Source organism: Streptomyces sp. NBC_00377 (assembly GCF_036075115.1).
GTDB lineage: Bacteria > Actinomycetota > Actinomycetes > Streptomycetales > Streptomycetaceae > Streptomyces.
Genome location: NZ_CP107958.1, coordinates 8,244,321 through 8,269,767 on the forward strand (window position 1 = coordinate 8,244,321; position 25,447 = coordinate 8,269,767).

Annotated in this window: 23 protein-coding genes and 1 pseudogene; 15 read left to right on the top strand and 9 right to left on the bottom strand. The window is 71.8% G+C overall.

Features of this window, described 5'->3' with window-relative positions:
• The first annotated feature begins 44 nt into the window (after positions 1-44).
• A complete protein-coding gene (locus OHS71_RS36670; protein WP_328484762.1) occupies positions 45-824 on the top strand; it encodes a carbohydrate ABC transporter permease in 780 nt (259 codons plus the stop codon).
• A 62-nt stretch (positions 825-886) separates the two neighbouring features.
• Here the strand turns inward: OHS71_RS36670 and OHS71_RS36675 are convergent, their stop codons facing one another.
• From OHS71_RS36675 to OHS71_RS36685, 3 genes are all read right to left on the bottom strand, one after another.
• The gene (locus tag OHS71_RS36675) at positions 887-2,086 is read right to left on the bottom strand and encodes a flotillin family protein (RefSeq protein WP_328483627.1); all 1,200 of its coding nucleotides are present in this window, start codon (positions 2,084-2,086) and stop codon (positions 887-889) included.
• 13 nt (positions 2,087-2,099) lie between these two features.
• Positions 2,100-2,348, bottom strand: coding sequence for a hypothetical protein (locus OHS71_RS36680; RefSeq protein ID WP_328484763.1), 249 nt, complete (start codon positions 2,346-2,348; stop codon positions 2,100-2,102).
• Between the two features lie 111 nt (positions 2,349-2,459).
• Positions 2,460-3,686: an acyl-CoA dehydrogenase family protein gene (locus OHS71_RS36685; protein ID WP_328483628.1), complete on the bottom strand. Its 1,227-nt coding sequence runs from the start codon at positions 3,684-3,686 to the stop codon at positions 2,460-2,462.
• Positions 3,687-3,826: 140 nt separating this feature from the next.
• Between OHS71_RS36685 and fabG the strand changes: the two genes are divergently transcribed.
• From fabG to OHS71_RS36710, 5 genes are read left to right on the top strand one after another with little or no spacing between them, the layout of a single operon-like run.
• Complete coding sequence (gene fabG, locus OHS71_RS36690; RefSeq protein ID WP_328483629.1) at positions 3,827-4,573, top strand: 3-oxoacyl-ACP reductase FabG; 747 nt, start codon at positions 3,827-3,829, stop codon at positions 4,571-4,573.
• Between the two features lie 48 nt (positions 4,574-4,621).
• The gene (locus OHS71_RS36695; RefSeq protein ID WP_328483630.1) at positions 4,622-5,872 is read left to right on the top strand and encodes an acetyl-CoA C-acetyltransferase; all 1,251 of its coding nucleotides are present in this window, start codon (positions 4,622-4,624) and stop codon (positions 5,870-5,872) included.
• A gap of 1 nt (position 5,873) precedes the next feature.
• Positions 5,874-7,313, top strand: a complete 1,440-nt coding sequence (locus OHS71_RS36700) for an OB-fold domain-containing protein (protein ID WP_328483631.1) — start codon at positions 5,874-5,876, stop codon at positions 7,311-7,313.
• Positions 7,310-8,518: an acetyl-CoA acetyltransferase gene (locus OHS71_RS36705; RefSeq protein ID WP_328483632.1), complete on the top strand. Its 1,209-nt coding sequence runs from the start codon at positions 7,310-7,312 to the stop codon at positions 8,516-8,518. Before OHS71_RS36700 ends, OHS71_RS36705 begins: the two co-directional genes overlap by 4 nt.
• Positions 8,519-8,534: 16 nt before the next feature.
• Positions 8,535-9,329: an SDR family NAD(P)-dependent oxidoreductase gene (locus OHS71_RS36710; RefSeq protein ID WP_328483633.1), complete on the top strand. Its 795-nt coding sequence runs from the start codon at positions 8,535-8,537 to the stop codon at positions 9,327-9,329.
• 87 nt (positions 9,330-9,416) lie between these two features.
• Here the strand turns inward: OHS71_RS36710 and OHS71_RS36715 are convergent, their stop codons facing one another.
• On the bottom strand, positions 9,417-12,116 hold the full coding sequence (locus OHS71_RS36715) for a branched-chain amino acid ABC transporter permease/ATP-binding protein (RefSeq protein WP_328483634.1): 2,700 nt from the start codon (positions 12,114-12,116) through the stop codon (positions 9,417-9,419).
• Between the two features lie 128 nt (positions 12,117-12,244).
• Between OHS71_RS36715 and OHS71_RS36720 the strand changes: the two genes are divergently transcribed.
• From OHS71_RS36720 to OHS71_RS36730, 3 genes are read left to right on the top strand one after another with little or no spacing between them, the layout of a single operon-like run.
• Positions 12,245-13,483 carry an ABC transporter substrate-binding protein gene (locus OHS71_RS36720; protein ID WP_328483635.1) on the top strand — a complete coding sequence of 413 codons (1,239 nt, stop codon included), beginning with the start codon at positions 12,245-12,247 and terminating at the stop codon, positions 13,481-13,483.
• 10 nt (positions 13,484-13,493) lie between these two features.
• Entirely contained in the window at positions 13,494-14,237 is a 744-nt protein-coding gene (locus OHS71_RS36725; protein ID WP_328483636.1) for an ABC transporter ATP-binding protein, read from the top strand.
• A gap of 41 nt (positions 14,238-14,278) precedes the next feature.
• Complete coding sequence (locus OHS71_RS36730; protein WP_328483637.1) at positions 14,279-14,725, top strand: acyl-CoA reductase; 447 nt, start codon at positions 14,279-14,281, stop codon at positions 14,723-14,725.
• Positions 14,726-14,766: 41 nt separating this feature from the next.
• Here OHS71_RS36730 and OHS71_RS36735 read toward each other — a convergent pair whose 3' ends face one another.
• A complete protein-coding gene (locus OHS71_RS36735) occupies positions 14,767-15,426 on the bottom strand; it encodes a YceI family protein (RefSeq protein ID WP_328483638.1) in 660 nt (219 codons plus the stop codon).
• Between the two features lie 219 nt (positions 15,427-15,645).
• Between OHS71_RS36735 and OHS71_RS36740 the strand changes: the two are divergent.
• Positions 15,646-15,840, top strand: a pseudogene (locus tag OHS71_RS36740) (LLM class flavin-dependent oxidoreductase); the annotation flags it as partial.
• Between the two features lie 112 nt (positions 15,841-15,952).
• A complete protein-coding gene (locus OHS71_RS36745) occupies positions 15,953-16,525 on the top strand; it encodes a MarR family winged helix-turn-helix transcriptional regulator (RefSeq protein ID WP_328483639.1) in 573 nt (190 codons plus the stop codon).
• Positions 16,526-16,619: 94 nt separating this feature from the next.
• Here the strand turns inward: OHS71_RS36745 and OHS71_RS36750 are convergent, their stop codons facing one another.
• A complete protein-coding gene (locus tag OHS71_RS36750) occupies positions 16,620-17,441 on the bottom strand; it encodes a gamma-glutamyl-gamma-aminobutyrate hydrolase family protein (RefSeq protein ID WP_328483640.1) in 822 nt (273 codons plus the stop codon).
• 310 nt (positions 17,442-17,751) lie between these two features.
• On the opposite strand from OHS71_RS36750, the gene OHS71_RS36755 reads away from it, so the two are divergent.
• From OHS71_RS36755 to gndA, 3 genes are all read left to right on the top strand, one after another.
• Positions 17,752-19,386 carry a cellulase family glycosylhydrolase gene (locus tag OHS71_RS36755; RefSeq protein ID WP_443047185.1) on the top strand — a complete coding sequence of 545 codons (1,635 nt, stop codon included), beginning with the start codon at positions 17,752-17,754 and terminating at the stop codon, positions 19,384-19,386.
• Between the two features lie 251 nt (positions 19,387-19,637).
• Positions 19,638-20,144, top strand: a complete 507-nt coding sequence (locus OHS71_RS36760; RefSeq protein ID WP_328483641.1) for a MarR family winged helix-turn-helix transcriptional regulator — start codon at positions 19,638-19,640, stop codon at positions 20,142-20,144.
• 190 nt (positions 20,145-20,334) lie between these two features.
• Positions 20,335-21,774: an NADP-dependent phosphogluconate dehydrogenase gene (gndA, locus tag OHS71_RS36765; protein ID WP_328483642.1), complete on the top strand. Its 1,440-nt coding sequence runs from the start codon at positions 20,335-20,337 to the stop codon at positions 21,772-21,774.
• Between the two features lie 152 nt (positions 21,775-21,926).
• Here the strand turns inward: gndA and OHS71_RS36770 are convergent, their stop codons facing one another.
• A complete protein-coding gene (locus OHS71_RS36770) occupies positions 21,927-23,378 on the bottom strand; it encodes a glyceraldehyde-3-phosphate dehydrogenase (protein ID WP_328483643.1) in 1,452 nt (483 codons plus the stop codon).
• A 588-nt stretch (positions 23,379-23,966) separates the two neighbouring features.
• On the opposite strand from OHS71_RS36770, the gene OHS71_RS36775 reads away from it, so the two are divergent.
• A complete protein-coding gene (locus OHS71_RS36775) occupies positions 23,967-24,365 on the top strand; it encodes an SseB family protein (RefSeq protein WP_328483644.1) in 399 nt (132 codons plus the stop codon).
• Between the two features lie 73 nt (positions 24,366-24,438).
• Here OHS71_RS36775 and OHS71_RS36780 read toward each other — a convergent pair whose 3' ends face one another.
• On the bottom strand, positions 24,439-24,831 hold the full coding sequence (locus tag OHS71_RS36780) for a MarR family winged helix-turn-helix transcriptional regulator (protein ID WP_328483645.1): 393 nt from the start codon (positions 24,829-24,831) through the stop codon (positions 24,439-24,441).
• 74 nt (positions 24,832-24,905) lie between these two features.
• Positions 24,906-25,256 (bottom strand): VOC family protein, encoded by a 351-nt coding sequence (locus tag OHS71_RS36785; protein ID WP_328483646.1) that lies wholly within the window; start codon positions 25,254-25,256, stop codon positions 24,906-24,908.
• Between the last annotated feature and the right edge of the window lie 191 nt (positions 25,257-25,447).

Here is a 25,447-nt window from a genome sequence, read left to right on the forward strand (position 1 = left end):
AGAACCGTAAGCGCCTGCGGGGGCTCAGCGTCCACGCCGTGCTGATGACCGGCGTCGTCATCTCGGTGTTCCCGTTCTACTGGATCGTCGTCATGGCGACGAACACCTCGCAGGACATCTACCGCTACCCGCCCAAGCTCTGGTTCGGCGACCATCTGCTGACCAACGTCCGCCACCTGTTCGACAAGATGGCGTTCTTCAGCTCGCTGTCCAACACGGTGATCGTCGCGGTCTGTACGACGGCGCTGGTGCTGTTCTTCGACTCGCTGGCCGCCTTCGCCTTCGCCAAGTACGACTTCCCCGCCAAGAAGTTCCTGTTCGGCGTGCTGCTGTCGATGTACATCCTGCCGACCCAGCTGGCGATCATCCCCCAGTACGAGATCATGGTGCAGCTGGGCTGGCTGGGCACGCTCAAGGCGCTCGTCGTGCCCGCCGCCGCCAACGCCTTCGGTATCTTCTGGATGCGCCAGTACACCACCAGCAGCGTCCCCGACGAGCTGCTGGACGCCGCCCGCATCGAGGGCGCCGGGTTCTTCCGGCTGTACTGGCACGTGGTGCTGCCGTGCGTCCGCCCGGCGCTGGCGTTCCTCGGTATCTACACCTTCATCGCCGCCTGGAACGACTACATCCTGCCGTTGGTGATGCTGGTCAACCCCGACCGGCTCACCCTCCAGGTGGCGCTGGCCCAGTTGTACGCCGGACACTCCACCGACTACAGCATGGTGATGGCCGGTGTGCTGCTGTCGGTCATCCCGCTGGTGCTGGTGTTCACCTTCTTCGCGCGCGGATTCATCGCCGACGCGACGAAGGGCGCCCTGCGCTGACGCCGTGTCCCGCCCTCGGGAACCGGACCGCGGCCGGACCCGAGGACGGGACGGGCGAGGGCCTAGTCGATGTCCACCGGCCCGTCGTTCGCCTTCTTGTCCTTGCCCGCGCGCAGCTGGAGCAGGCCGTTCGCCCCGGCCCCGGGGTCCTCCTCGGGGCGCCGGGTGCCGGAGGAGTCCTGGCCGTTGCCGAGGTTCTGCCGGACCGAGTCGAGGATCGTCAGGCCCTGGGAGACCAGGCCGGCGGCGATCTCGCCGAGTCCGTCCGCGCCGTTCAGGACGTTGACGTTGGCTCCGGCGAGGCCGCCCGCGGCCTCCTTCACGATCTGCGGCAGCTGGTCGATCAGCATCCGGTCGAGCGCGACCCGGTCGTAGGACGCGGCCGCCTCGGCCTGGATCTTCATGCGCTGCGCATCGGCGGCGGCGAGCACCCTGATCCGCTCGGCCTCGGCCTCCGCCGGCTTCACGATCTCCGCCACCAGCTGCTGCTGGCGCAACTTGGCCTGGCGCAGCGCCAGTTCGGTCTGGGCGGCGAGCACCTCCTGCTGGGCGTGGGCCTGGGCGAGTGGTCCGGCCTGCGCGGCCTGCGCCTCGGCGCGGTTCACCTCGGCCGAGTACTCCGCCTTGACGACGGCGGTCTGCCGGGCGTACTCGGCCTGCTTGCGGGCCGCCGCCTGCTCCGCCTCGGCCGCGGCCTGGGTGGCCTGGGCCTGCGCGATCTGGGCCTGCCGCTGGATGGCCGCCTTGTGCGGCGCGGACATCGCGTCGATGTACCCGGTGTCGCCGTCGTCGATCGACTGGATCTGTAGCGAGTCCACGATCAGGCCGATCTTCGCCATCTCGGTCTTGGAGGTGTCCAGGACCTCCGCGGCGAGCTTCTGCCGCTCGGTGACGATCTCCTCGACCGTCATCGAGCCGATGATCGCCCGCAGGTGACCGGCGAAGATGCGGCCGGTCAGCACCGACATCTGGTCCTGGTCGGAGAGGAAGCGCTGGCCGGCGTTGATGATGCTCTCGTGGTCGTTGCCGACCTTGAAGGCGATCACCGCGCGGACGTGCAGCGCGATGCCCTGCCGGGTCACACAGGTCTCGGTGACCTCGGACTCGCACATCGACAGGGTGAGGAAGCGGGTCTTGCGGAAGACGGGGAGCACGAACTTCCCGTGTCCCGTCACCACTCGGAACGGCGCGCCCCCCAGTCCCCGCCTGCCCCCCGAGATCAGCATCGCCTCGTCGGGAGCGGGAACGCGGTATCCGAACATCACTCTTCTACTCTCAGTCGGTCCCGGCGTGATCGCCGAGCGCGTCCAACGGATCCACCCACTCGACGACGTCGACCTGACGGCAACCGCGCGACTCGATCACCAGCACCGTCGCCCCCGTCGGCAGAGGATCCTCCGACCAGGCGAGAAAGGTCTCGGAACCGCCTCTGACCCGCACCAGGATCTCGCCGGGACCCGCGGATCCGCGGGTCCCGACGAGTACTCTCCCCGTGCAGCCGATCACGGCCTCGTCCTGCGGCATCACCGGCCGCCCTCCATCGCTCTGGCCCACGATTCAGACGATAGACCCACCAGGGTCGGGGGCCAACGGGAAGGTCGTCCGTGTGGACCGCCGTCTGCCGGACGGCCTGCCTCATCCCGCCGCGGCCCGGGGCTCGCGCGGGAGTCCCAGCACCTTCTCCGCGAGGATGTCGCGCTGCACCTGAGAGGTCCCCGCGTAGATCGTGCCGGAACGGGCGATCAGATAGGTCGTCGACCAGGACGCCGAGGAGTTCGCGGCGCCGGGATCGTCGGCGCGGTAGGTGCGCAGCGGCTGGCGGCCGGCCGGCACCTGCCCGTGCAGGCCCATGATGTCCATCGCCAGGTCGGTGACCTCGGTGTGGTACTCGCTCCAGTACAGCTTGGCGATGGACGTCTCGGGGCCGGGCTCGGCGCCCTTGAGCCAGCCGGTCAGGATCCGGTAGCCGAGGTAGCGCATGATCTCGACCTTCGACCAGCACCAGGCGATCCGCTGGCGGACGACCGGATCGCGGTCCTTGCCGTGGAGCCGGGCCAGCTCGACGAGCCGTTCGACCTCCGCCCTGAACAGGATCGGGTTGGTCGCCGCCTCCTCGCCGCGCTCCACGCCCAGCAGGCTCTGGGCGACCGTCCAGCCGTTGTCGACGCCGCCGACCACGAGGTCGGCGCGGGTGCGGGCGCCGTCGAAGAAGACCTCGTTGAAGTGCAGCTGGCCGCTCATCATGCGGAACGGGCGGACCTCGACGCCGGGCTGGTCCAGCGGGACGAGCAGGAAGGAGATGCCGCGGTGCCGGGGCGCGTCCCGGTCGGTGCGGGCCAGCACGAAGATCCAGTCACTGTGGTGGGCGCCGGAGGTCCACACCTTCTGGCCGTCGATCACCCACTCCCCGTCCTCGCGCACCGCGCGCGTCTTCAGGGACGCGAGGTCCGAGCCCGCGTCCGGTTCCGAGTACCCCTGGCACCAGGTGTCCTCGCCGCTGAGGATGCGGGGGAGGAAGTGGCCCTTCTGCTCCTCCGTCCCCCAGCGCAGCAGGGTGTTCGCCAGCATCTTCACGCCGAAGGTGTCCTGCGGCAGGCCGAACGGCGCACCGGCGAGGGCGAGTTCCTCCATCAGGACGACCTGGTGGAGCTTGGACAGGTCCCGCCCGCCGAAGCGTCGGGGCCAGGTCAGGGAGAGGTATCCCCGTTCGGCGAGCCGGCGGCGCCAGTCGCGGGCGAAGGCCCAGGCGGCCTCCTCGTCGAGTGCGCCGATGCCCTTCCAGTCCGGGGGCAGCGCCTCGCCGAGGAAGGCCCTGACCTCGGCGCGGAACGTCTCGGTCTCCGCGGGATAGCTGATGTCCACCTGCGTGCGCTCCTCGTCCGGCCCCGCTCGCACGGCCTGTCGCGGCCTGTAGCAGCCTGTAGTTCTATTGATTGTTTCAGCATAATAGGTTATCTATTTAGAAGGAATAGAGGGTGGCGTCGAGCCAGGGGCGGACTGACATGGGACTGCTGGACGGCCGGAACGCGGTGATCACCGGTGGCGCACAGGGGATCGGCTTCGAGATCGCCAGGGTGCTCGGCGCCCACGGCGCGCGTGTCGTGCTCGGAGACATCGACGAGGAGGCCGCGGCGCAGGCCGCCGGACGCCTCACCGGGAACGGCGTGACCGCCACCTCGCTGCGCTGCGACGTCACCGACGAGGACGAGGTCGCCGCTCTCGTCGCCCACTGCTCCGACACCCTCGGACCCGTCGGCGTCATGGTCAACAACGCCGGGATCACCCGGGACGCCACCCTGCGCAAGATGGCCCTCGCCGACTTCCGCGCCGTGGTCGACGTCCATCTGACCGGCGCCTGGAACGGCACCCGGCACGCCGCCGAGGCGATGCGGGCTCACGGACAGGGCGGCAGCATCGTCAACATCTCCTCCATCGCCGGCAAGGTCGGCAACTTCGGCCAGACGAACTACAGCGCCGCCAAGGCCGGACTCGTCGGCCTCACCAAGGCCTCCGCCAAGGAGCTCGCCAGGGCGGGCATCCGCGTCAACGCCGTGCAGCCCGGGCTGATCCGCACCGCGATGACCGAGGCGATGCCCCGGGCCGCCTGGGACGCCAAGCTCGCCGAGATACCCATGGGCCGCGCCGGCGAACCCGCCGAGGTCGCCCAGGCCGTCCTCTTCCTCGCCTCCGACCTGGCCGGCTATGTCACCGGAGCCGTGCTCGAGGTGACCGGCGGCCGGTACATGTGAGCCCCGCGCCCGGCCCGACGCCCCCACCCCTCATGAAAGGCACGCCCGATGCCCGCCCTCCTGCGTGACGCGGTGATCTGCGAACCCCTGCGAACCCCCGTCGGCGGCTACGGCGGGGTCTTCCGCGACGTGACGGCGGCCGAGCTCGCGGCCACCGTCGTACGCGCCGTGCTGGAACGCACCGGCGTACCGCCCGCCGCCGTCGACGACGTCCTGCTCGGCCAGTGCTACCCCAACGGCGAGGCCCCCGCCATCGGCCGCGTGGCCGCCCTGGACGCGGGACTTCCCGTGTCGGTCCCCGGGCTCCAGGTCGACCGCCGCTGCGGCTCCGGACTCCAGGCGGTCATCACCGCCGCCCTCCAGGTGCAGACCGGCGCGAGCGACCTCGTGCTGGCCGGGGGAGTGGAGTCCATGAGCCGGGCCGAGTTCTACACCACCGACGTCCGCTGGGGCGTACGCGGCGCGGGCACCACCCTGCACGACCGGCTGGCCCGTGGCCGCGTCACGTCCGGCGGGGTGAACCACCCGGTCCCCGGGGGCATGCTGGAGACCGCCGAGAACCTGCGCCGCGCCTACGCCATCCCCCGCGAGGAGCAGGACCACCTGGCCCTGCGCTCGCACGAGAAGGCCGTCGCGGCCCAGCGGGCGGGCCGTTTCGCCGACGAGATCGTGCCCGTCACCGTGCGGAACAGGAGGGGCGAGACCGTCGTCGACACCGACGAACACCCGCGCCCCGACTCCTCGGCCGAGAAGCTGGCGGGGCTGCGTCCCGTCCTCGCCGGCCAGGACCGCGAGGCGACCGTCACCGCGGGCAACGCCAGCGGGCAGAACGACGGCGCCGCGCTCTGCGTCGTCACCCACCCCGAGCGGGCCGCCGAGCTCGGCCTGCGCCCGCTCGCCCGGCTCGTCTCCTGGGCCGTCGTGGGAGTGCCGCCCGAGACGATGGGCATCGGCCCGGTGCCCGCCACCGCCAAGGCCCTGGAACGGGCGGGACTGAAGCTCCACGACATCGACCTGATCGAACTCAACGAGGCCTTCGCCGCCCAGGTGCTCGCCTGTACCCGCGAATGGGGCCTCGCCGACACCGACTTCGAGCGGTTGAACGTCAACGGCTCCGGCATCTCGCTGGGTCACCCCGTGGGCGCCACCGGGGGCCGCATCCTCGCCACCCTGCTGCGCGAACTCGACCGCCGTCAGGCCCGCTACGGCCTGGAGACCATGTGTCTCGGCGGCGGCCAGGGCCTCGCGGCGGTCTTCGAACGCCCGACGCACGCAACCGACGCTCATGGAGGACGCTGACATGGCCGGACTGATCGCATACGGCGCCCACGTGCCGTACCACCGCCTCGCGCGGACCGACATCGCCGCCGCCCTGGGCACGGGGGCGGGCCGCGGAACGCGGGCGGTCGCGGGCTACGACGAGGACACCACGTCCATGGCCGTGGAAGCCGCCCGCGGCGCCCTGGCCCGCGAGGGCCTGCGCCCCCGCATCGGCCAGCTGTTCCTCGCCACCGCCGCCCCCGCCTACCTCGACAAGACGAACGCGACGGCCGTGCACGCCGCGCTCGGCCTGGACCCGCACGTCCTCGCCGCCGACATGGCCGGCTCCGTCCGTTCGGGGCTCGGAGCGCTGGTCACGGCCGCCCGCTCCCCGGTGCCCACCCTCGCCGTCCTGTCCGACCTGCGCACCGGCCTGCCCGGCGGCAGCGACGAGAGCGCCGGCGGCGACGGCGCGGCCGCCTTCGTCTTCGGCGGCCACCGCAACGGCGCCCCCGTCCTCGCGGAGCTGCTCGCCCACGACACGGTCAGCGACGAGATCCTCGACCGCTGGCGGCTGCCCGGCGCACCCTCCTCCCGCGTCTGGGAGGAACGCTTCGCCGAGGACGTCTACGTGTCCCTCGCCGACCAGGCGCTGACCGCCGCCCTCGAACAGGCGGGTCTGGAACGCGGCGCGATCGACCACCTCGTCGTGGCCGGCCTGCACGCGCGCGCGTGCGCGGCGGTCCGCCGTACCCCGGGCGTACGCCCCGAGGCGGTGACCCCGGATCTCACCGGGGTGATCGGCAACGCCGGCACCGCCCAGCCCGGGCTGCTCCTCGCCGACGTCCTCGACCGGGCGCACCCCGGCGAGGTCATCGCGCTCCTCGTGCTCGGCGACGGCGCCGGAGTCCTGTTGCTGCGCGCCACCGACGCCCTGCCCGTCCATCGCGCGCCCCGTCCCGTCGCCGGCCAGATCGCCGCCGGCGGCCCGCCCATGCCGTACGCGACGTACCTCTCCTGGCGCGGTCTGCTCGACCGGGAACCGCCCCGCAGGCCGGACCCCGAGCCGCCCTACGCCCCGCCCGCCCACCGCCGCACCCGCTGGAAGTACGGCTTCACCGCCTCGGCCTGCGAGAAGTGCGGCACCCGCCATCTGCCGCCGGAGCGGGTGTGCACGTCGTGCCGCAGCGTCGACGCCATGACGGACGAGCCGATGCAGCACGTACGGGGCACGGTCGCCACGTTCACCGTCGACCGGCTGGCCCACACGCCGAGCCCGCCGATGCTCGTCGTGGTCGTCGACTACGACGGCGGCGGCCGGTTCCGCTGCCAGCTGACCGACGCCACGGAGGCGGACGCCGCCATCGGCGCCCGGGTGGAGATGACGTTCCGCCGCACCGTCACCGCCGCGGGCGTCCACAACTACTTCTGGAAGGCCCGGCCGGTGCGCACGGGCGAGACCGAGGGGACACACGGATGAGCTCGCACGGAATCCGGGACCGGGTCGCGATCGTCGGCATGGGCTGCACGCCCTTCGGCGAGCACTGGACCCGCTCGGCGGACGACCTGCTGATCGACGCCGTGGGCGACGCGGTCACCTCGGCCGGTGTCACGCTCGACGACATCGACGCGTTCTGGTTCGGCACCCAGGCGTCCGGCGTGTCCGGACTCACCCTGAGCCGGGCGCTACGCCTGCCCAACAAGCCGGTCACCCGCGTCGAGAACATGTGCGCGACCGGCTCCGAGGCACTGCGCAACGCCTGTTACGCCGTCGCCAGCGGCGCGTACGACGTGGCGATGGCGGTCGGCGTGGAGAAACTCAAGGACTCCGGCATGTCCGGGCTGTCCGGTACGGCCGTCCCGGGCGCCGGCGACGACAGCCGGGGCGAGATCACCGCCCCGGCGAACTTCTCCCTCCTGGCCCCCGCCTACGCCGCCAAGTACGGCCTGGCACAGGACGAGATGAAGGACGTCATCACCCGCATCGCCTGGAAGAATCACGTCAACGGCGCCCGCAACCCCCGTGCGCAGTTCCGCAAGGAGGTCCCGCTGGAGCGCATCCGGTCGGCCCCGATCATCGCGGGCATGCTCGGCGTGTTCGACTGCTCGGGCGTCTCCGACGGTTCGGCCGCCGCCATCGTCGTACGCGCCGAGGACGCCTACAAGTACACCGACAGGCCGATCTTCGTGAAGGCGCTGTCCCTCGTCGCCGGCCCGGCCGACGGGCTCCTCGACCCGGAGTACGACTTCACCACCTTCCCCGAGGTCGTCGCCTCGGCCCAGGAGGCCTACCGGCAGGCGGGCATCACCGACCCGCGCGCCGAACTCGCCCTCGCCGAGGTCCACGACTGCTTCACGCCGACGGAACTGGTGCTCATGGAGGACCTCGGCTTCGCCGGGCGCGGCCAGGCATGGAAGGACGTCACCGGCGGGGCCTTCGACCTGGACGGCTCGCTGCCGGTCAACCCGGACGGCGGCCTGAAGGCCTTCGGCCATCCGATCGGCGCCTCGGGTCTGCGCATGATGTTCGAGGCCTGGCTCCAGCTGCGCGGCGAGGCGCCCCCCGAGCGCACGGTGAAGACCCTGGCCGAAGGACGCTCCCTCGCCCTCACCCACAACCTCGGCGGCGGCCCCGGCGAATGCGTCTCCTTCGTCTCGGTCGTCGGCAGTGAACCCACCGACTAGGAAGGGCGGCCGGACCATGGGACGACTCGAGGGCAAGATCGCCGTCGTGACCGGGGCGGCCGGGGGCATCGGCGCCGCCACCGCCCGCAGGCTGGCGGCCGAGGGCGCGCACACGGTGGCCGCCGATCTGGATTCCGACGGCGCCGAGGCGGTCGTGCGGGAGATCCGTGCGGCCGGGGGTTCCGCCACGGCGGTCCCGGTCGACCTGGGGGACGTCGAAAGCGTACGGGCCATGGTGGCCGCGGCGGTCGAGACCTACGGCGGGCTCGACGTCCTGCACAACAACGCGGCGGCCACCCACCTCGCCGCCCGCCGCGACCTCGCCGTCCTCGAGGCCGACCCGGCGGTCTGGGACGAGACCCTGCGCATCAACCTGCGCGGCACCATGGTCGCCGTCCAGGCCGCCGTCCCGCACCTGATCGCCCGCGGCGGCGGGAGCGTCATCAACACCTCGTCCGGAGCCGGGCTCGCGGGGGACCTGCGCAACCCCGCCTACGGCGCCTCGAAGGCCGCGCTGCTCAACCTCACGCAGTACGTCGCGACCCAGTACGGCAAGCAGGGCGTGCGCTGCAACGCCATCGCGCCGGGCTTCATCGTCACGCCGGCGAGCACCGGTTCGGCGCACGGGGCGATCCGGGAGGCGATGCTGCGCCATCACCTCACCCCGCGCCTCGGCCGGCCCGAGGACGTGGCGGCGGCGGTGGTCTTCCTCGCCTCCGACGAGTCGGCCTTCATCACCGGCCACACCCTGCGGGTGGACGGCGGGCTGCTCGCCCACCAGCCGTACGTCGCCGACCTCCGGGACGCGTGACCCCGCCCCGGTCCCGCTCGCTGCCGCCGTCGCCGGGGGCCTCTCCAGCAGAGGCCCCCGGCTTCGGGCCGTCCGGGCCCGGACGGCTCAGGACAGCGTCTCCGGCTCCAGGTCGCCCAGGTAGGCGGCGCGGACCGCGGGGTCGTTGCGCACCTCCTCGGGCGTACCGGTGCGGATCAGACGTCCGAAGTCCAGGACGACGACCTGGTCGCAGACGCTCATGACCATGTCGACGTCGTGCTCGACGAGCAGCACCCCCATCCCCCATTCCTCGGCCAACCGCCGCACCAGGTGAGCCAGTTCACGGGTCTCGTCGTCGGACAGCCCGGCCGCCGGTTCGTCGAGCAGGAGCACCGAGGGGGAGGCCGCGACCGCCCTCGCGATGGCCAGCAGCCGCCGTTCCCCGTACGAGAGGTCGCCCACCGGCCGGTCGAGACCGTGCTGGAGTCCGAACTCCCTGATGGCCACGCGTACCTGTGGGGGCAGCGGGCGGCTGCCGGGACGGATCAGGTCGGTGAGGTACGCCCATCGGCCGGGCCGGTCGCAGGCCGCGTACAGGTTGTCCAGGACCGTCATGTCCTCGAACAGCTCCAGCGACTGGAAGGACCGGCTGAGTCCGGCCGCGGCCCGCCGGTGCACCGGCAGCCGGCTGATGTCCCGCTCGCCCAGCAGCACCTGGCCGGACGTGGTCCGGGTGAAGCCGGTGACGGCGTCGATGGCGGAGGTCTTGCCGGCGCCGTTGGGGCCGATGAGCCCGACGACCCGGCCCGGTCCGACGTCCAGCGAGAGCCCGTCGACGGCGACGACGCCGCCGTACCGGACGGTCAGGTCCCGGACCCGCAGGGGGAGCGGCGCGGCACGGGGCACCGTTTCCGTCGCCTCGTCGCGCACCGTGTCCGCCGTGACCGCGCCGCGTCGGGCCGGCAGTCTGCGTCGGACGCCCGCGGCCTGTGTGCCGAGCCCCTTCCCGATGCCGTCCTGGTTGCCGACCAGGGTCAGGATCAGGATGATGCCGCCGATCAGGGGCATCCACTCGCTCAGCCCGGGCAGCACCAGGTCCCCGAAGCGGGCGCCGACCGTGCCCGCGGCGAACGTGGCGCCGAACAGCGGGCCGGCGAGGTAGCCGACGCCACCGATGACGGCGAGTCCCAGCGCGGTGACGGAGCCGAAGCTCGCGAAGTCGGCGAAGACCACCGATGTCGAGCGGAACCCGGTGAGCACCCCGGCGAGCGCCGCGATGGCCGCGGACAGGCCGAAGGCGTAGAGCTTGGCGGCGCGGACGTCGATGCCGAGCGCGGCGGCGGCCCGTTCGTTGGCCCGTACGGCGATGAGCCGCCGGCCGGTCCGGCCGCGCCGTACGTTGGCGACGACCAGCGCGGCGGCGACGAACAGCACGAGCACCACGGCGGCGTAGCGCTGCGGGTGGTCGACGCCCGAGATGCTGACGCCGAAGAGTCTCTGTCCGCCCACCGCGATGCCGTCGCTGCCGGGGGTCGTCGACAGGTCGGTGTTCTGGAAGACCATCGCCTCCAGCGTGGTGCCGAGGCCGAGGGTGATGATCGCGAGGTTGACCCCGCGGGTACGGACCGCCGGGAGCGCGAACAGCAGGCCGATCGGCACCGTCCCCAGCACTCCCGCGAGCAGGGCGAGTTCGAAGGGCCAGCCCCAGTCGGCCGCCGCGTGCCCGGCGATGAAGGCGCCGGTTCCGGCGAGGGCGTAGGCCGCGAGGGAGACCTGCCCCGCGTAGCCGGTGACCACGACGATGGACAGGATGATCAGGGCCAGTACCAGGGTGTTGGTGATCGCGTCGGCCCACAGGGGGGTCGACAGGCTCACCAGGAGCAGCCCGACCGCGACGGCCAGCGCCAGCGGGACGGGCCGCACCCGGCCGGTGCCCAGCGCGGGCAGCCGTTCCAGGAACGTGCCGCGCAGCGGGAGCGCCCGGCCGCGCGCGACCAGGACGAGGGCGATGAAGAGGAAGGGCACCGAGGTGGCGAGCCCGGTGACGTCGGAGCCGAAGCGGGTCAGCTCGGACTGCACGAGGCCGATCACCAGACCGCCCGCCAGGGTGACGGGGAAGGACGAGAATCCGCCGACCAGGGCTGCGGCCAGCGCGCTCAGCAGCAGCGTGGTCAGCCCGGTCACCGACAGGCCGATGACCGGCACGATCAGGATCGCGGTGAGTCCGGCGAACGCCGAGCCGAGCGCCCAGTTGACCGTGGCGACGAGGTCGGGGGACCAGCCCAGCGCGGCGGCGGTGTGCTCGTTCTCGGCGACCGCGGTGGTGCCCAGGCCGAAGAGGGTGCGCCGGTAGAGCAGATGGAGGACCGCGGTGACGGCGACGGCGATGCCGAGCAGCCAGACCCGGTCCTCGGAGACCGTCGCGCCGCCGATGGTCAGCAGCCGCGTCGGCAGTCGGCCGGGCACCAGCTGGAGGCTGTCGCCGTAGCGTGTGACGGCGATCGCGGTGAGCACGATGAACACGGCCAGGGTGCCGACCAGACGCGCCGGTGAGGACGCCCGGCGCAGCGGGCGCAGCACCAGCAGATGGGTGAGGACGCCCAGCAGCGCGGAGCCGAGCACGCCGCAGGCGGCGGCGGGCCAGTACGGCATGCCGTGCCGGGTGGCCAGCTCCCACTGGACGTAGGCGCCGGCCATCCCGATCGCGCCGTGCGCGAGGTTGAGGACGCCGGAGCCCCGGTAGACCAGCACGATGCCGTGCGCGGTGAGCGCGTAGAGCGCACCGAGCCCCAGGCCCAGCAGTGCGAACCGGAGGATGTCGACCATCGGGGGACCTCCCGGAATCAGGACTTGAAAGCACATTCATTTAAATAATTGTGCCGAGAGTACTTCACTAACGAGAAAACGCACCCCATGCTGTTCGCCATCTCGACGACGAGCACCGCGGAGGAACCATGAACGACTCACGCCGACGCAGAACCGCAGCAGCCAGCTGTCTCGCGGTGACCGGAGCCCTGCTCGCCGCAGGGTGCGGGGGGAACGCGGCCGGCAGCTCTGCCGAGACCTCGTCGCTCAAGGGCACACCGGTCAAGGTGATGGTCTGGACGCCGGAGGACACCCAGGGCAGCGCCCAGCCCGGAGTCCGGCTCACCGCCCAGGCGTACGAGAAGTGGATCAACGCCAACGGCGGCATCAAGGGCGCCCCCCTGAAGGTGCTGACCTGCAACGAGAAGAACAACCCCGACGAGGCCGAGAAGTGCGCCCAGCAGGCGGTCGCCGAGAAGGTGGTCGCGGTCGTCGGCTCCTACAGCCTCGCCGGTGACCGCTACATGCCCATCCTGCAGAAGGCCGGCATCCCGTACATCGGCGGCACCGGCGTCTCGGCCGCGGAGTTCTCCAACCCCCTGTCGTTCCCGGTCAACGGCGGCACTCCGGTGGTCTTCGCGGCCCATGGCCGGCAGCTGGTGCAGAACGGCTGCAAGAAGATCTCCGGCGTGCGCTACGACGTGGCCGCCGCCGCCGTCGTCTCGCAGTTCCTCACCCTCGGCGCGGTCTCCGCCGGAGGGTCGGCGCCCAAGGACATCAAGGTGCCGCTCACCGCCACCGACCTCGCACCGCAGGTCGCCGCCGCCACCAAGGGCAGCGACTGCGTGAGCGTCATCATGGGCACCGCCTCGGGACTGTTCGTGAAGTCGTACGTGCAGTCCGGCGCCAAGACCGAGCTCGCCAGCGTGGTCGGCAACCTCACCCCGCAGCTGGCCGAGTCCACCGGCGGAAGCAGCAGCCCCCTGGAGGGCGCCGCGATCACCGGCTACTACCCGCCGATCTCCGACCCCGCCTGGAAGGACTTCGTCGCGGCGGCCAAGGGCAAGGACATCGACACCACCAACGGCGCCAACGGCACGACCTGGGTCGCCTTCAAGGTCTTCACCGAGGCCGTCGTGAAGCTCCCGGCGATCTCCGCCGCGGCCCTGGTGCAGGAGCTCGACACCACCAAGGGCATCGACACCGGCGGACTGACCCCGCCCCTGAACTGGCAGGCGTCCACGGCCCTGCCGATCAAGGGCCTCGACCGCATCCACAACACCACCGCCACCGAACTCACCATCCGCGACGGCAAGATCGAGTGGGCCAGGTCCGGGTCGACCTTCGTCGACGTCCGCAAGGTGCTGACGGCCACGACGTCCGGCTGAGGGAGCACCCGTGTCCGACACCGAAGCGCCCCTGATCGCCACCCGCGCCCTGTCCGCCGGATACGGCAGCCGGCCCGTCGTGCACGACCTCGACATCGAGGTCCGCCCCGGCGAGGTCGTCGCCCTGCTCGGACCCAACGGCGCGGGCAAGACCACCACCCTGCGGGCCCTGTCCGGCGATCTCGCCCCCCTGGGGGGCGAGGTGCGCTGGCTGGGCCGCACCGGCCGTGCGCCGCTGCACCGCCGTGCCCGGGAGGGCCTGGCCTACGTCGGTGAGCGGGCGGTCTTCACCCGGCTCGACACCGCGGACAACCTCCGGGTCGGCCGCGTGACGACGGGCCAGGCACTCGAACTCTTCCCCGAGCTCGGAAAACGCCTGCGGACCGGCGCGGGCATGCTGTCGGGCGGTGAGCAGCAGATGCTGTCACTGGCCCGCGCGCTGTGCCGCGCACCCCGGCTGCTCCTCGCGGACGAACTGTCCCTCGGCCTCGCCCCGCTCGTCGTCGACCGGCTCCTGCGCGCGGTGCGCCGGGCGGCGGACGACGGGCTGGGCGCGCTCCTGGTCGAACAGCACGTGCGCAAGGTGCTGGACATCGCGGACCGCGTCTACGTCCTGCACCGGGGCCGCGTCACCATGACCGGCACCCCGCAGGACCTGCGCGCGAACCTGGACGCGATCGAATCGTCGTACCTCGCGGCGAGGACACCCGGCCCGACGGAGCAGACCACCTACGCGAACGACCGAGGCGAATGAGGTGAACGCGGTACCGAGCGCACGCGTGCAGATCCGATCCCTTGTCCCTTCCGGCTCCACCTTCGACCAGCCGGCCGACGCACTGCGGGAGTTGCAGCTCGAAGCCGCCAGGGACGCGCTCGCGGCCCACCGCGAGCGCGTCCCGCTGCTGCGCACTCCTCGCGCACGAGTACCGGGTGTGGGGCGGCTACGACCGGCGGGGCCTGGTCATCCGCTCACCGGAACCGGTGGATTTCCACCCCGACGGCAAGACCGTCAACGTCGTCCCCGTGGGCGCCCTGTCCGAGGCCGTCGCGCACACCGGGGTCGCCACCCGGACGGTGGGCGTGTACCCCGACGCGCGCAAGGCGGAACTGCGTGACGCCCTCGCCTGCGCCGGTGTCCAGCGCGTGGTCTCGCTGGGCGGGGCGGGCGGAATGCCGCCGGGCCCCCCGCACGACGGTTTCTATCCGCTGCACCGGCTCGTGCGCTGGGTGAACGACGAGTGATCCGGCGGGGGGCGGCCCCGGCCGTCCCCCGCCGGCGTCCGTCAGCCGGCGACCGGCGTGCGAATGGCGGCGATGTCGAACTGGAGCCGCACTTTCTCACTCACCATCGCGCCGCCCTCGGCCAGTCGGGCGTTGTACGTCAGACCCCATTCCGAACGGTCGATGGTGGTGGTCCCGTCGAAACCGGCCCGCTCATAGCCGAACGGGTCCACGACATGACCGAGGTAGGTGAGTTCGAGGATTACGGGACGAGTCGTGTCCTTGATGGTGAGGTCGCCGGTCATGCGGTAGACGTCAGGGCCGGCGAGTTCTACGGCGGTACTGGTGAAACGCATCTGCGGATAGGCCGCGGCGTTCAGGAAGTCACGGCCGACCAGATGCGCGTCGCGCTGCTCCACGCCGGTGTCGACGCTCGCGGTGGACAGCAGGATCTCGGCCCGGGAGCGGGACGGGTGGCGGCCGTCGAAGTAGAGCCGGCTGCGGTACTCGGTGAAGGCGCCGCGCACGGTGGTCACCAGGGCGTGCCGGACGGAGAACCCGATGCGGCTGTGTGCCGGGTCGATCATCCAGTCGCCGGTCAGCGCCGCCAGGGCGGGATCGGGCGAACCGGTGGGGGGAAAGGCGGGCGAGCCGACGGGAGGTTGCGCGGCTGTGGGGGCCGCCGACCGTCGGGTGGATGCGCCGCGGGTGAACAGGTTCATGGTTCACGTAGTTACTGCACCTCTGAAAGCGCCGCAAGCCTGCTCCCCGGGCGGCGACGGACCGAATCCGCCCTGACAGGCCTATACGCCGCCACCGAATGTCCGGCGGACGCAATATCCACACATCCCCGTCACTCGACGGTCAAGTGAATCCCCGGACCCCTGCGGGCCTTTCCCGTCGACACGCTCGACGACATGCCGGGATACCGTCGGCGCCCGTCGTCGCTCCTGCTCGCCGCCATCGCCTCCGTCACCGACCGCCTGCGGCTGGCCGCCGCGGTCCTGGCACCCCTGCGCCACCCGCTGCTGATGGCACGGGAACTGGGCACCCTCGACCTGATCAGCGAAGGGCGGCTGCTGGTCCAGCCCACGGTGAGCTGGAGCCGCGACGAGTACGACGCCCTGGGCGTCCCCCCGCGGCGCTCACCGCCTGAGGAGGCGCCCTCCGCCCGGGCCTGTCGTTTCGTACAATTTGAGTCCGAACAACACGACGACCCACGCAGCATGTGGCCGAAGGAGTGTGCCGATGCCCGGCCAGCGATCCATCGCCGAAGCCGAGAAGCTCGCCGAGGCCAAGCTCGGCGGCATTGCGTTGCGGCGGGAACAGATGGCCGTCGTCGCCAACATCTACCGCGCCGCCTCGGCGGTGCGCCAGCACCTGGAGAACTCCGTACTGCGCGGCTCCGACCTGACATGGACGGCGTTCGTCGTGCTCTGGGTGGTGTGGGTGTGGGGCGAGTCGGAGACCCGGCACGTCGCCGAGGAGGCCGGGATCTCCAAGGGCACGCTCACCGGTGTGGCCCGGACGCTGGAAGGGCGGGGACTGCTGCGTCGGGCGGGACACCCCGCCGACGGCCGGCTGGTCCTGCTCAGCCTCACCGACGAGGGGGAGGCGCTGATGAAGCGCCTGTTCCCGGCCTTCAACGAGGAGGAGGCCTTCGTGGCGAGCCGCCTCAGCGACGAGGAGTGCCGGAGTGTCGCCGACGGGCTGCGCCGCGTCGTGCGACAGGTCGAGGAAAAGGGCGAGGAGCGCCGCGCGGCCCTCCTCGACGGAGCCGCACCGGCCCCCCGCCGCAGCGGGCGCCGCCCGAAGGCCTGAGCGGGTCCGGGCAACGGCCGCCGCTGGGAAAACCGGAGCCCGCCCCGGCAGGGCGCCGAGTGGGCCTGCCCCCGGCCCGCACGACCTGGCTCGATCACCCGGCCGGACGACGTGTCCGCGCCGGGAGCGTCGAGGAGAGCCGGGGGCGTCGGCGCTCGTCGCGGGCGGCCGCCACCAAGGCGTCGAACAGGCCCTGTTGGGCGCGATCCTCGTGCGCGGTGTCCTCCGGGTGCCACTGGACCGCCGTGAACCAGCCCGGTGCGCCGGGGAGTTCGAGTCCTTCCACCGTGCCGTCGGCGGCACGCGCGCTGACGGTGAGTCCCGGCGCGACGGTGGCCACCCGCTGATGGTGGTAGCAGGAGGCCCCCACCGTCCGCGCACCGGTGGCCTGTTCGAGCAGTGTGCCCCGCTGTATCTCCACCGGGTGCACCACATGCCGGTGTTCGCGGCCGGGGCCGCCCATGTCCTGTTCCAGGGTGCCGCTGAGGGCGACGTCGACGACCTGGAGGCCCCGGCAGACCGCGAGCAGCGGGAGGCCCGACTCGATGGTCCACCGGGCGAGTGCGAGGTCGAAGGCGTCCTGGACCGCCAGGGTGAGCGGGAAGTTCCACGGTACGACCGCGGCGACGACCCCGGCCGGCTCCCGCGTGACCAGGGCGAGCGCGTCGGGCGCGGTGTGCGGGGACTCGTCGGTGAGCTTGTCCGCCAACTGCCCGTACCAGCGGAAGGTGTTGACGAGGGCGCGTAGTTCGATCGCGTACGCCTCGGTGACGGGCTTGCCCATCTCCAGGGTGACGGTGAGTGACTCAAGGCCGCGTGGCGGCGGGGGTCCTGTGCGAGGTCTTGACGTGTACTTGACGTAGTGGCTGTATGGGAGCGCTCCCACGTCGATGCCGTCCGCCGGCGTCGTCCCCATCCCCGGACCCCTCTGCCCATGGCCGCCCGAGTTCTCCGGCCTCACTTCTGGAGTCGCAGTGAGAAGAACGAGAAGAGCAAGGAGCACCGAACGAAGCACGCGAACGATCACGAAGCGAAGCGCGACCGCCGACGCGCCACGGAGCGCGTCCACGAACGACGCGGAGCCGAGCGCGACGACGAGCGCGCTGCGAGGCGGGAGGCGCGGCAGGACCACGCGCGCGGAGCTGAGCGCGAGGCCAGGTGCCACCACGAGCACGGAGCGCGACCCGGCACGGACGACCGTCGGGGGCCCCACACGAGCGCACCTCCTGGGCAGGTTACTGACCGGACTCGCGGCTCTCCTCGGCCTGGTCCTCGTCGGTGCGGCCTGCCCGGCCGCCGCCCAGGGCCGGACCCAGGCCCCCGGCACCTTCACCACCGGCCTGCACATCAGCGACGGCCGACTCGTCGAGGGCAACGGGAACGACTTCGTCATGCGCGGCGTGAACCACGCGCACACCTGGTACCCCGGCAGGACGCAGCAGTCCCTCGCCGACATCAAGGCGATGGGCGCCAACGCGGTGCGTGTCGTGCTCGCCGACGGACACCGCTGGAGCGCGAACAGCGCCTCGGACGTCGCGACCGTCGTCGCGCAGTGCAAGGCCAACCGGCTCATCTGCGTCCTGGAGGTGCACGACACCACCGGCTACGGCGAGGACACCGCCGCGGGCACCCTGGACCAGGCGGCCGACTACTGGATCGGCCTGAAGGACGTGCTGGCCGGTCAGGAGAGCTACATCATCGTCAACATCGGCAACGAGCCCTGGGGCAACACCGATCCGGCGGGCTGGACCGCTCCCACCGTCGCCGCGGTCAAGAAACTGCGCAGCGCCGGATTCCAGCACACGATCATGGTGGACGCGCCCAACTGGGGACAGGACTGGCAGGGCGTGATGCGCGCCGACGCCCGGTCCGTCCACGACGCCGACGTCACCGGGAACCTGATCTTCTCCATCCACATGTACAGCGTCTTCGACACCGCGGCGGAGATCACCGACTATCTGAACTCCTTCGTCGACGCCGGACTTCCCCTTGTCATCGGCGAGTTCGGCGGGCCCGCCGATCAATGGGGCGACCCCGACGAGGACACCATGATGGCCGCCGCGCAACAGCTCGACCTCGGATACCTCGCCTGGTCCTGGAGCGGGAACACCGACCCGATCCTCGACCTGACGGTCGACTTCGACCCCACGCAGCTCAGTTCCTGGGGCCGGCGCGTCTTCAACGGCGTCGACGGCATCGCGCAGACCGCCAGGGAAGCCACGGTCTTCGCAGGCGGCACCCCGGGCGACACCCAGGCCCCGACCGCTCCGGGCACCCCGACCGCCTCCGGCGTGAGCGCCACCTCCGCGACGCTCACCTGGGCCGCGGCCACGGACAACGTCGGCGTCGCCGGCTACGACGTCGTACGGATCAGCGGCACCACCGAGACCGGCGTCGCCGCCTCGACCACCAACAGCGCCACCGTGACCGGCCTCACCGCGAGCACCGCGTACAGCTTCGCCGTGTACGCCCGCGACGCCGCAGGCAACCGCTCCGCCCGGTCCGCCACGGTCGCTGTCACCACCGGCGGAGCACCCGCCGTGGCCTGCTCCGTCGGCTACCGGGTGGTGGGGGAGTGGCCCGGTGGCTTCCAGGGCGACATCACCCTCCGCAACACCGGCACCGCCGCCATCAGCGGCTGGAAGCTGGGCTTCACCTTCGCCGACGGGCAGACCGTCGGCAACATGTGGGGCGGGACCGCCACCCAGAGCGGAGGCGCGGTGAGCGTGGCCCCCGCCTCCTACACCTCCACGGTCCCCGCCGGCGGTTCGGTCACCGTCGGCTTCATCGGCAGCAAGGGAGCGACCAACACGGCCCCGACAGCGTTCACTCTCGACGGAGGTGCCTGCGCCACCGGTTGACCGTCCGGCCCGCCGGTCGGCGGAGGGATCCGTGCCTCCGTCGGCCGGTGCGCCGTACCGCAGCGGAGCGCCGCGGTGCGCTTTCGCGACACCCTTCCCACCGTTCCCCGGACCTCGGCTGTTCCCCGGAACCCGCTGAGCCTCCGACCTCCTCCGACCTCCTCCGACCTCCTCGGACGGGTCCACCGCCTGATCGCGGCGCTGTTCCGGCTCTCGGGGCGCCGTGCGGCCATCCCCCTTAGGGTGTGGCCATGTCCACGACGCCCCGCTGGCTCAACGCCGACGAACGACGAGCCTGGCTGGCCTACGTCGACTTCTCCACCCTGCTCGCCGACCACCTCAACCGGCAGCTGCGACGCGACGCGGGTATGACGCATGCCGACTACAGCCTCCTCGCCTACCTGTCCATGGCCCCCGGTGGCACCCTCGGCATGTCCGAGCTCGCGCAACGCCTGAAGATCACACGCAGCCGGCTCACCCACGCCGTGAACCGGCTGCGCGAGGTCGGGCTCGTGGACCGCCGGGAGGACCCCGCCGACGGCCGGGGCCAGCTCGCCTTCCTCACCGACCAGGGCAGGTCCCTGCTGGAAGAGGTCGCCCCGGGACATGTGGAGGCCGTACGCCGAGCGGTGTTCGACGCCCTCACCCCCGAGCAGGTACGCCAGTTCGCGGACATCGGAGAGGCCATCAGCGCGGCCCTGGTGCGGGCCGAGAGCACCGAGGCCGACCCCGCGGCGCTGCCCTGGCGACGCCGGTGACGACCTGTCCCGCCGGCCGACGTCCGGGCGACCCGTACCGCCGTCCGGCGGGCCGGTGAGGGGCGGATCGGCAGGGAATCTGCGGCGAATCGGTGGCGGATCGAGAAGAACCGGCCGACGGTCCGTACCTGGGGGTACCGGGGGGCCGCCCGCCCCTCCGACCACGCCACCGATCCTAGGGACGTACCTCGTGAACGCAACCGCCGCCATCGGCGTCACCGGCCTCGGCGTGATGGGCCGCAACCTCGCGCGCAACTTCGCCCGTAACGGCTACACCGTCGCCGTCCACAACCGTTCCGCCGGTCGGACCCGCGCGCTCGTCGAGGAGTTCGGCCACGAGGGCGCGTTCGTTCCCGCCGAGTCGGCCGCGGACTTCGTGGCCGCGCTCGAGCGCCCCCGCCGGCTGATGATCATGGTGCAGGCGGGCGCGGTCACCGACGCGGTCATCGACGAGTTCGCCCCGCTCCTGGAGCCCGGCGACATGATCATCGATGGTGGCAACGCCCACTACGCCGACACCCGCCGCCGCGAGGAGGCCCTGCGCGAGCGCGGCCTCCACTTCGTCGGCGCCGGCGTCTCGGGCGGCGAGGAGGGCGCGCTGAACGGGCCGGCCGTCATGGTCGGCGGCTCGACGGAGTCGTACGACGTGCTCGGCCCCATGTTCGAGTCGATCAGCGCGAAGGTCGACGGGGAGCCCTGCGCGACGCACATCGGCACCGACGGCGCCGGGCACTTCGTGAAGATGGTGCACAACGGCATCGAGTACGCCGACATGCAGCTCATCGCCGAGGCCTACGACCTGCTGCGTCAGGTCGCCGGCTACACCCCGGGGGAGATCGCCGACATCTTCCGCACCTGGAACGAGGGCCGGCTCGGCTCCTACCTCATCGAGATCACCGCCGACGTCCTCGCACACACCGACGCCACCACCGGCCTGGCATTCGTCGACATCGTCGCCGACGCCGCCGGTCAGAAGGGCACCGGCCGCTGGACCGTGCAGACCGCCCTCGACCTGGGCTCCCCGGTCACCGCCATCGCCCAGGCCACCTTCGCCCGCGCCGCCTCCGGTCAGAGCGCGCTGCGCGCCGCCTACGCCGGACTGCCGGGCGGCACCACGCCTCCGCTCAGCCGCACCGAGGCCGCCCGCTTCACCTCGCAGGTCGAGCACGCCCTGTACGCCTCGAAGGTCATCGCCTACGACCAGGGCTGGAAGATGATCCAGGACGCGGCCGGTGAGTTCGGCTGGAAGATCGACCTCGGTGCGGTCGCCCGGATCTGGCGTGGCGGCTGCATCATCCGCGCCTCGTTCCTCGACCGCATCCGTGCCGCGTACGCCGCCGACCCGGAGCTGGTCAGCCTGCTCGGCGAGATGGAGTTCGCCATGGAGATCACGGACGCCCAGGTGCCCTGGCGCGAGACCGTGGCCTCCGCCGCCCGCCGTGGCATCCCCGTTCCTGCCTTCTCGGCCGCGCTCTCCCACTACGACACCCTGCGCGCCGAGCGCCTGCCCGCCGCGCTCCTCCAGGGGCAGCGCGACTACTTCGGCGCGCACACCTATCAGCGCACCGACCGCCCGGGCGCCTTCCACACCCACTGGGCCGAAGCCGGCCGCCCGGAGAGCTCGGCCTGAGACACGGCGCGCGCGTACGTCCGTACGCGCGCGTGGATCCACGCAAAGGGGGTGGGGCACTCGGCGGGTGCCCCACCCCCTTTCGGCCGTTCGGTCCGTTCGGGCCGATCGGTCCGAAGCGTTCGATCTCCGCCGCCTGTCGGCGTGGCCCGTCAGACGCCCGTCGCCGGGTACGTCGGGTACTCCACCCCGGAAACGTGCTGGACGACGCGGACGACCTGGCAGGAGTAACCGAACTCGTTGTCGTACCAGAGGTAGAGGATCGCGTTGTCGCCGTCGACCTTGGTGGCGCCCGCGTCGATGATCGACGAGTGGCGCGAGCCGATGAAGTCCATGGAGACCGCGTCCGGCGCCGTGGTGAAGTCGATCTGGCGCTTGAGCGGCGAGGTCAGCGAGACCTCACGGAGGTGTTCGAGGACCTCCTCGCGGGTGGTCTCCCGGCCGAGCCGCAGGCTGAGGATCGCGATCGAGACGTCCGGCACCGGCACCCGGATCGAGCTGCCGGTGATCGGAGCCTTGAGGTCGGGCAGCGCCTTGGCGACGGCGGACGCGGCGCCGGTCTCGGTGATGACCATGTTCAGCGGCGCCGAACGGCCGCGACGGTCCGCCTTGTGGTAGTTGTCCAGCAGGTTCTGGTCGTTGGTGAACGAGTGGACGGTCTCCACGTGGCCGCGCAGCACGCCGTACTCGTCGGCCATCGCCTTGAGCGGCGGGACGATCGCGTTGGTGGTGCAGGACGCGCAGGACAGGATCTGCTCGTCCGGCTTGATCGTGTCGTGGTTGACGCCGTGCACGATGTTCGGAACGTCGCCCTTGCCGGGCGCGGTCAGCACGACCTTGTCGATACCGGGCCGCAGGTGCTTGGAAAGGCCCTCGCGGTCGCGCCACTTGCCGGTGTTGTCGATGAGGATGGCGTTGCGGACGCCGTACTCGGTGTAGTCGACCTGGCTCGGGTCGTCGGCGTAGATCACCGTGATCTCGTTGCCGTTGGCGATGATCTTGTTGTTGGCCTCGTCGACCGTGATCGTGCCCTGGAACTGGCCGTGCACGGAGTCGCGGCGCAGCAGGGACGCGCGCTTGACCAGGTCGTCGGCGGGCCGGCCGCCGCCGCGGACGACGATGGCGCGCAGCCGCAGGCCGTTGCCGGAACCGGACTTCTCGATGAGTAGCCGGGCGACGAGGCGGCCGATGCGGCCGAAGCCGTACAGGACGACGTCGCGCGGCTCCCGCCGGTCGATCTTGTTCGCGCCCGTGGCGCCGGCCACGGCCTCGGCGGTGAACTCCGCCACCGGCAGACCCCGGTCGTCGGCCCGGTAGGTCGCGGCGAGCATCCCGATGTCGATCTGGGACGGGCCGAGGTCGAGCGCGGTGAGAGCTTGGAGGAAGGGCAGCGTCTCTGTGACCGAGAGCTCCTCGCCGGCGATCTGGCGGGCGAACCGGTGGGTCTTGAGGATGCTGACCACCGACTTGTTCACCAGGGAGCGGCTGTGCAGCAGAACGGTCACGTCCCGCTCGCGGTGCAGCTTCCCGATCATCGGGATCATCGACTCCGCGATCTCCTCGCGGTTCTTCCAGTTGGTGAACGAATCGTCGTTGAGCGTCACGGGCCTATCTTTCGAGCTAGGAGGCGCTCATATGCTAACCCTCCCGCCGTTCGATCATTCAAGCGGGCTGGTGCTCACCTGTGCACATCGCCGGTCGAGCCGACCGCCGGCCTTCAACTCGCAGGCGGGAACGCTTTTGCGATCAGGTCGGCATGCCGGGCCCCGGGGCTCGGACGACGGTCCGCAAGCCCGCGCCGACTGCGCTCGGGCGCCCGGCCCGGGAGAACGCGTCGGCTCGCCCGTATCCCGGCCGCCCTCACACGGATCGCGGCGATCGCGCGGCTCACGGGCATCGCGGAACGTGGCGGGCGAGCACCCACGACGCTCCGCACAGGCAGGCCGACCGCGGTCGCCACGGAGGCCGGCGTGGCGCTGACGTCCGCGCGGCCCTCGACTACGACTCCCACGTGTCGAGGCGCCGGCCCGTCAAGGACCCGTGCCGGTCCTCGTCCGCGGCACGGCTGCCTCCGAGCTGCCGCGGCGTGGCGGACGGGCCTGTCGTTCCGTCGGCGCTCGTCCACCGCCGGGCGGTTGATCCCTCCCTGGTCGGGTACGCGAGGCCGGACCGCCGCTACGAGGGAGTTCGTCATGGAGACACCCGCACACGACCGCAACGACAACCCCGCCGCGCTGGCGCTGGACGCGCTGGCCCGGGACACCGAGGACCTCGCGGCACTGGACACGCTCGCTCACTGCGACGTGCTCGTGCCCGTGCCCGACGACGCCAGCGACGAGGACGTCACCAATCCGGCCACGGTCGCGCTGCCGGTCCTCGAGCAGCCCGGGGGCGCACCCGTGGTGCCGGTGTTCACCTCCGAACCGGAGATGGCGGAACTGCTGCCGGAGATCGACCGCTACCGGCTCGTGCCTCTCGGCGCGCTCGCGGCGCAGTGGCCGACCGGCGAGCTGTCCCTGTCCATCGACGCGGCCGGCGACCATCCGCTGACCCTGACGTCGGAAGGTGTCCGCACCCTCCTCGCGCGCTGAGGCACCGGATCTCCCCCCGGCCTGGGCTTTGCCCGGCGCCACGCGCCCGGCGCGCGCCGGGGGGCGTGTCGGCCTAGGTCTCGGCAAGCATCCGTTCCAGCACTGCCCGCTGGAGCGGCCGTACCGCGCCGTGCAGGTCGCGGCCCTTGGCGGTGAGAGCGACCCACACGCCGCGCCGGTCCTCCATGCAGACCGAGCGCTCCACCAGGCCTTCCTTCTCCAGGCGGCCGATGAGGCGGGACAGCGCGCTCTGGCTCAGGTGCACCCGCCCGACGAGGTTCTGCACCCTGCACTGGTCGCCCGCCCGGGGCGCCTCGGAGGCGAGGATGTCGAGCACCTCGAAGTCACTCGCTCCGAGGCCGTGCGGATGGAGCGCGCGATCGATCTCGCACATCGTGCGCGCGTGCACCGACAGGATGTCCCGCCACCGCTCCTCGAGGCCCGACTCGGCCGTCTTCGCTGCCATACCTGCACGGTAACACCGAAACGGCCATTCATTGAGTGTGCAACTAGTGCGGGTGCAAGCGGTTGCGGAGCGCCTCAGGCAGCCGGATCCTGGAGCAGCCCCACCAGGTTGCCGTCCGCGTCCTTCACGGACGCGATCAGCCGGCCCCCGCCGACGTCCTGCGCGTCCTGAAGCAGCTCCGCGCCCGCGGCCACCAGCGCGGCGAGCCGCTCGCGCAGGTCGGTCACATGCCAGTACGGAACCGGTCCGGTCATGCCCTTGGCGTGTCCGTTGGGGTCGAGGCCGACGTCCTGCCCGGCGGCCTTGAAGCCGACGTAGTAGGGCTCGTCGGCGTACGGCTCGACCTCCAGCAGCGTGCTGAACAGGGCCTTCGCCCGGTCGAGGTCCTTGACGGGGTAGATGATCGTCTGCATGCCGGCGGCCATGGCGTCCTCCTCGGTGAGGTGCGGTGCGCGGGAACGTGTCCGTGTTCCCGCACTTCTCACGCTAGGCGGGACGACCGCGGAAGGCTTCTCCGATCCTGACCGGTCCGGCGCGTTCGCCCTCCCGCGTTCACCTTCCCGCGATCGCCGTCCCCCGAATGCCGTCCCCGGAGCGCCGTCCCCCAGGGCGCCGT

Coding starts and splice junctions, on each gene's coding strand:
- OHS71_RS36775 (WP_328483644.1), top strand. CDS start 23,967: ATGGAGACACCCGCACACGACCGCAACGACAACCCCGCCGCGCTGGCG.
- OHS71_RS36710 (WP_328483633.1), top strand. CDS start 8,535: ATGGGACGACTCGAGGGCAAGATCGCCGTCGTGACCGGGGCGGCCGGG.
- OHS71_RS36750 (WP_328483640.1), bottom strand. CDS start 17,441: ATGGGGACGACGCCGGCGGACGGCATCGACGTGGGAGCGCTCCCATAC.
- OHS71_RS36700 (WP_328483631.1), top strand. CDS start 5,874: ATGGCCGGACTGATCGCATACGGCGCCCACGTGCCGTACCACCGCCTC.
- OHS71_RS36705 (WP_328483632.1), top strand. CDS start 7,310: ATGAGCTCGCACGGAATCCGGGACCGGGTCGCGATCGTCGGCATGGGC.
- OHS71_RS36695 (WP_328483630.1), top strand. CDS start 4,622: ATGCCCGCCCTCCTGCGTGACGCGGTGATCTGCGAACCCCTGCGAACC.
- OHS71_RS36670 (WP_328484762.1), top strand. CDS start 45: ATGACCGGCGTCGTCATCTCGGTGTTCCCGTTCTACTGGATCGTCGTC.
- OHS71_RS36720 (WP_328483635.1), top strand. CDS start 12,245: ATGAACGACTCACGCCGACGCAGAACCGCAGCAGCCAGCTGTCTCGCG.
- OHS71_RS36715 (WP_328483634.1), bottom strand. CDS start 12,116: ATGGTCGACATCCTCCGGTTCGCACTGCTGGGCCTGGGGCTCGGTGCG.
- OHS71_RS36780 (WP_328483645.1), bottom strand. CDS start 24,831: ATGGCAGCGAAGACGGCCGAGTCGGGCCTCGAGGAGCGGTGGCGGGAC.
- OHS71_RS36745 (WP_328483639.1), top strand. CDS start 15,953: ATGCCCGGCCAGCGATCCATCGCCGAAGCCGAGAAGCTCGCCGAGGCC.
- OHS71_RS36735 (WP_328483638.1), bottom strand. CDS start 15,426: ATGAACCTGTTCACCCGCGGCGCATCCACCCGACGGTCGGCGGCCCCC.
- fabG (WP_328483629.1), top strand. CDS start 3,827: ATGGGACTGCTGGACGGCCGGAACGCGGTGATCACCGGTGGCGCACAG.
- OHS71_RS36760 (WP_328483641.1), top strand. CDS start 19,638: ATGTCCACGACGCCCCGCTGGCTCAACGCCGACGAACGACGAGCCTGG.
- OHS71_RS36675 (WP_328483627.1), bottom strand. CDS start 2,086: ATGTTCGGATACCGCGTTCCCGCTCCCGACGAGGCGATGCTGATCTCG.
- OHS71_RS36785 (WP_328483646.1), bottom strand. CDS start 25,256: ATGGCCGCCGGCATGCAGACGATCATCTACCCCGTCAAGGACCTCGAC.
- OHS71_RS36680 (WP_328484763.1), bottom strand. CDS start 2,348: ATGCCGCAGGACGAGGCCGTGATCGGCTGCACGGGGAGAGTACTCGTC.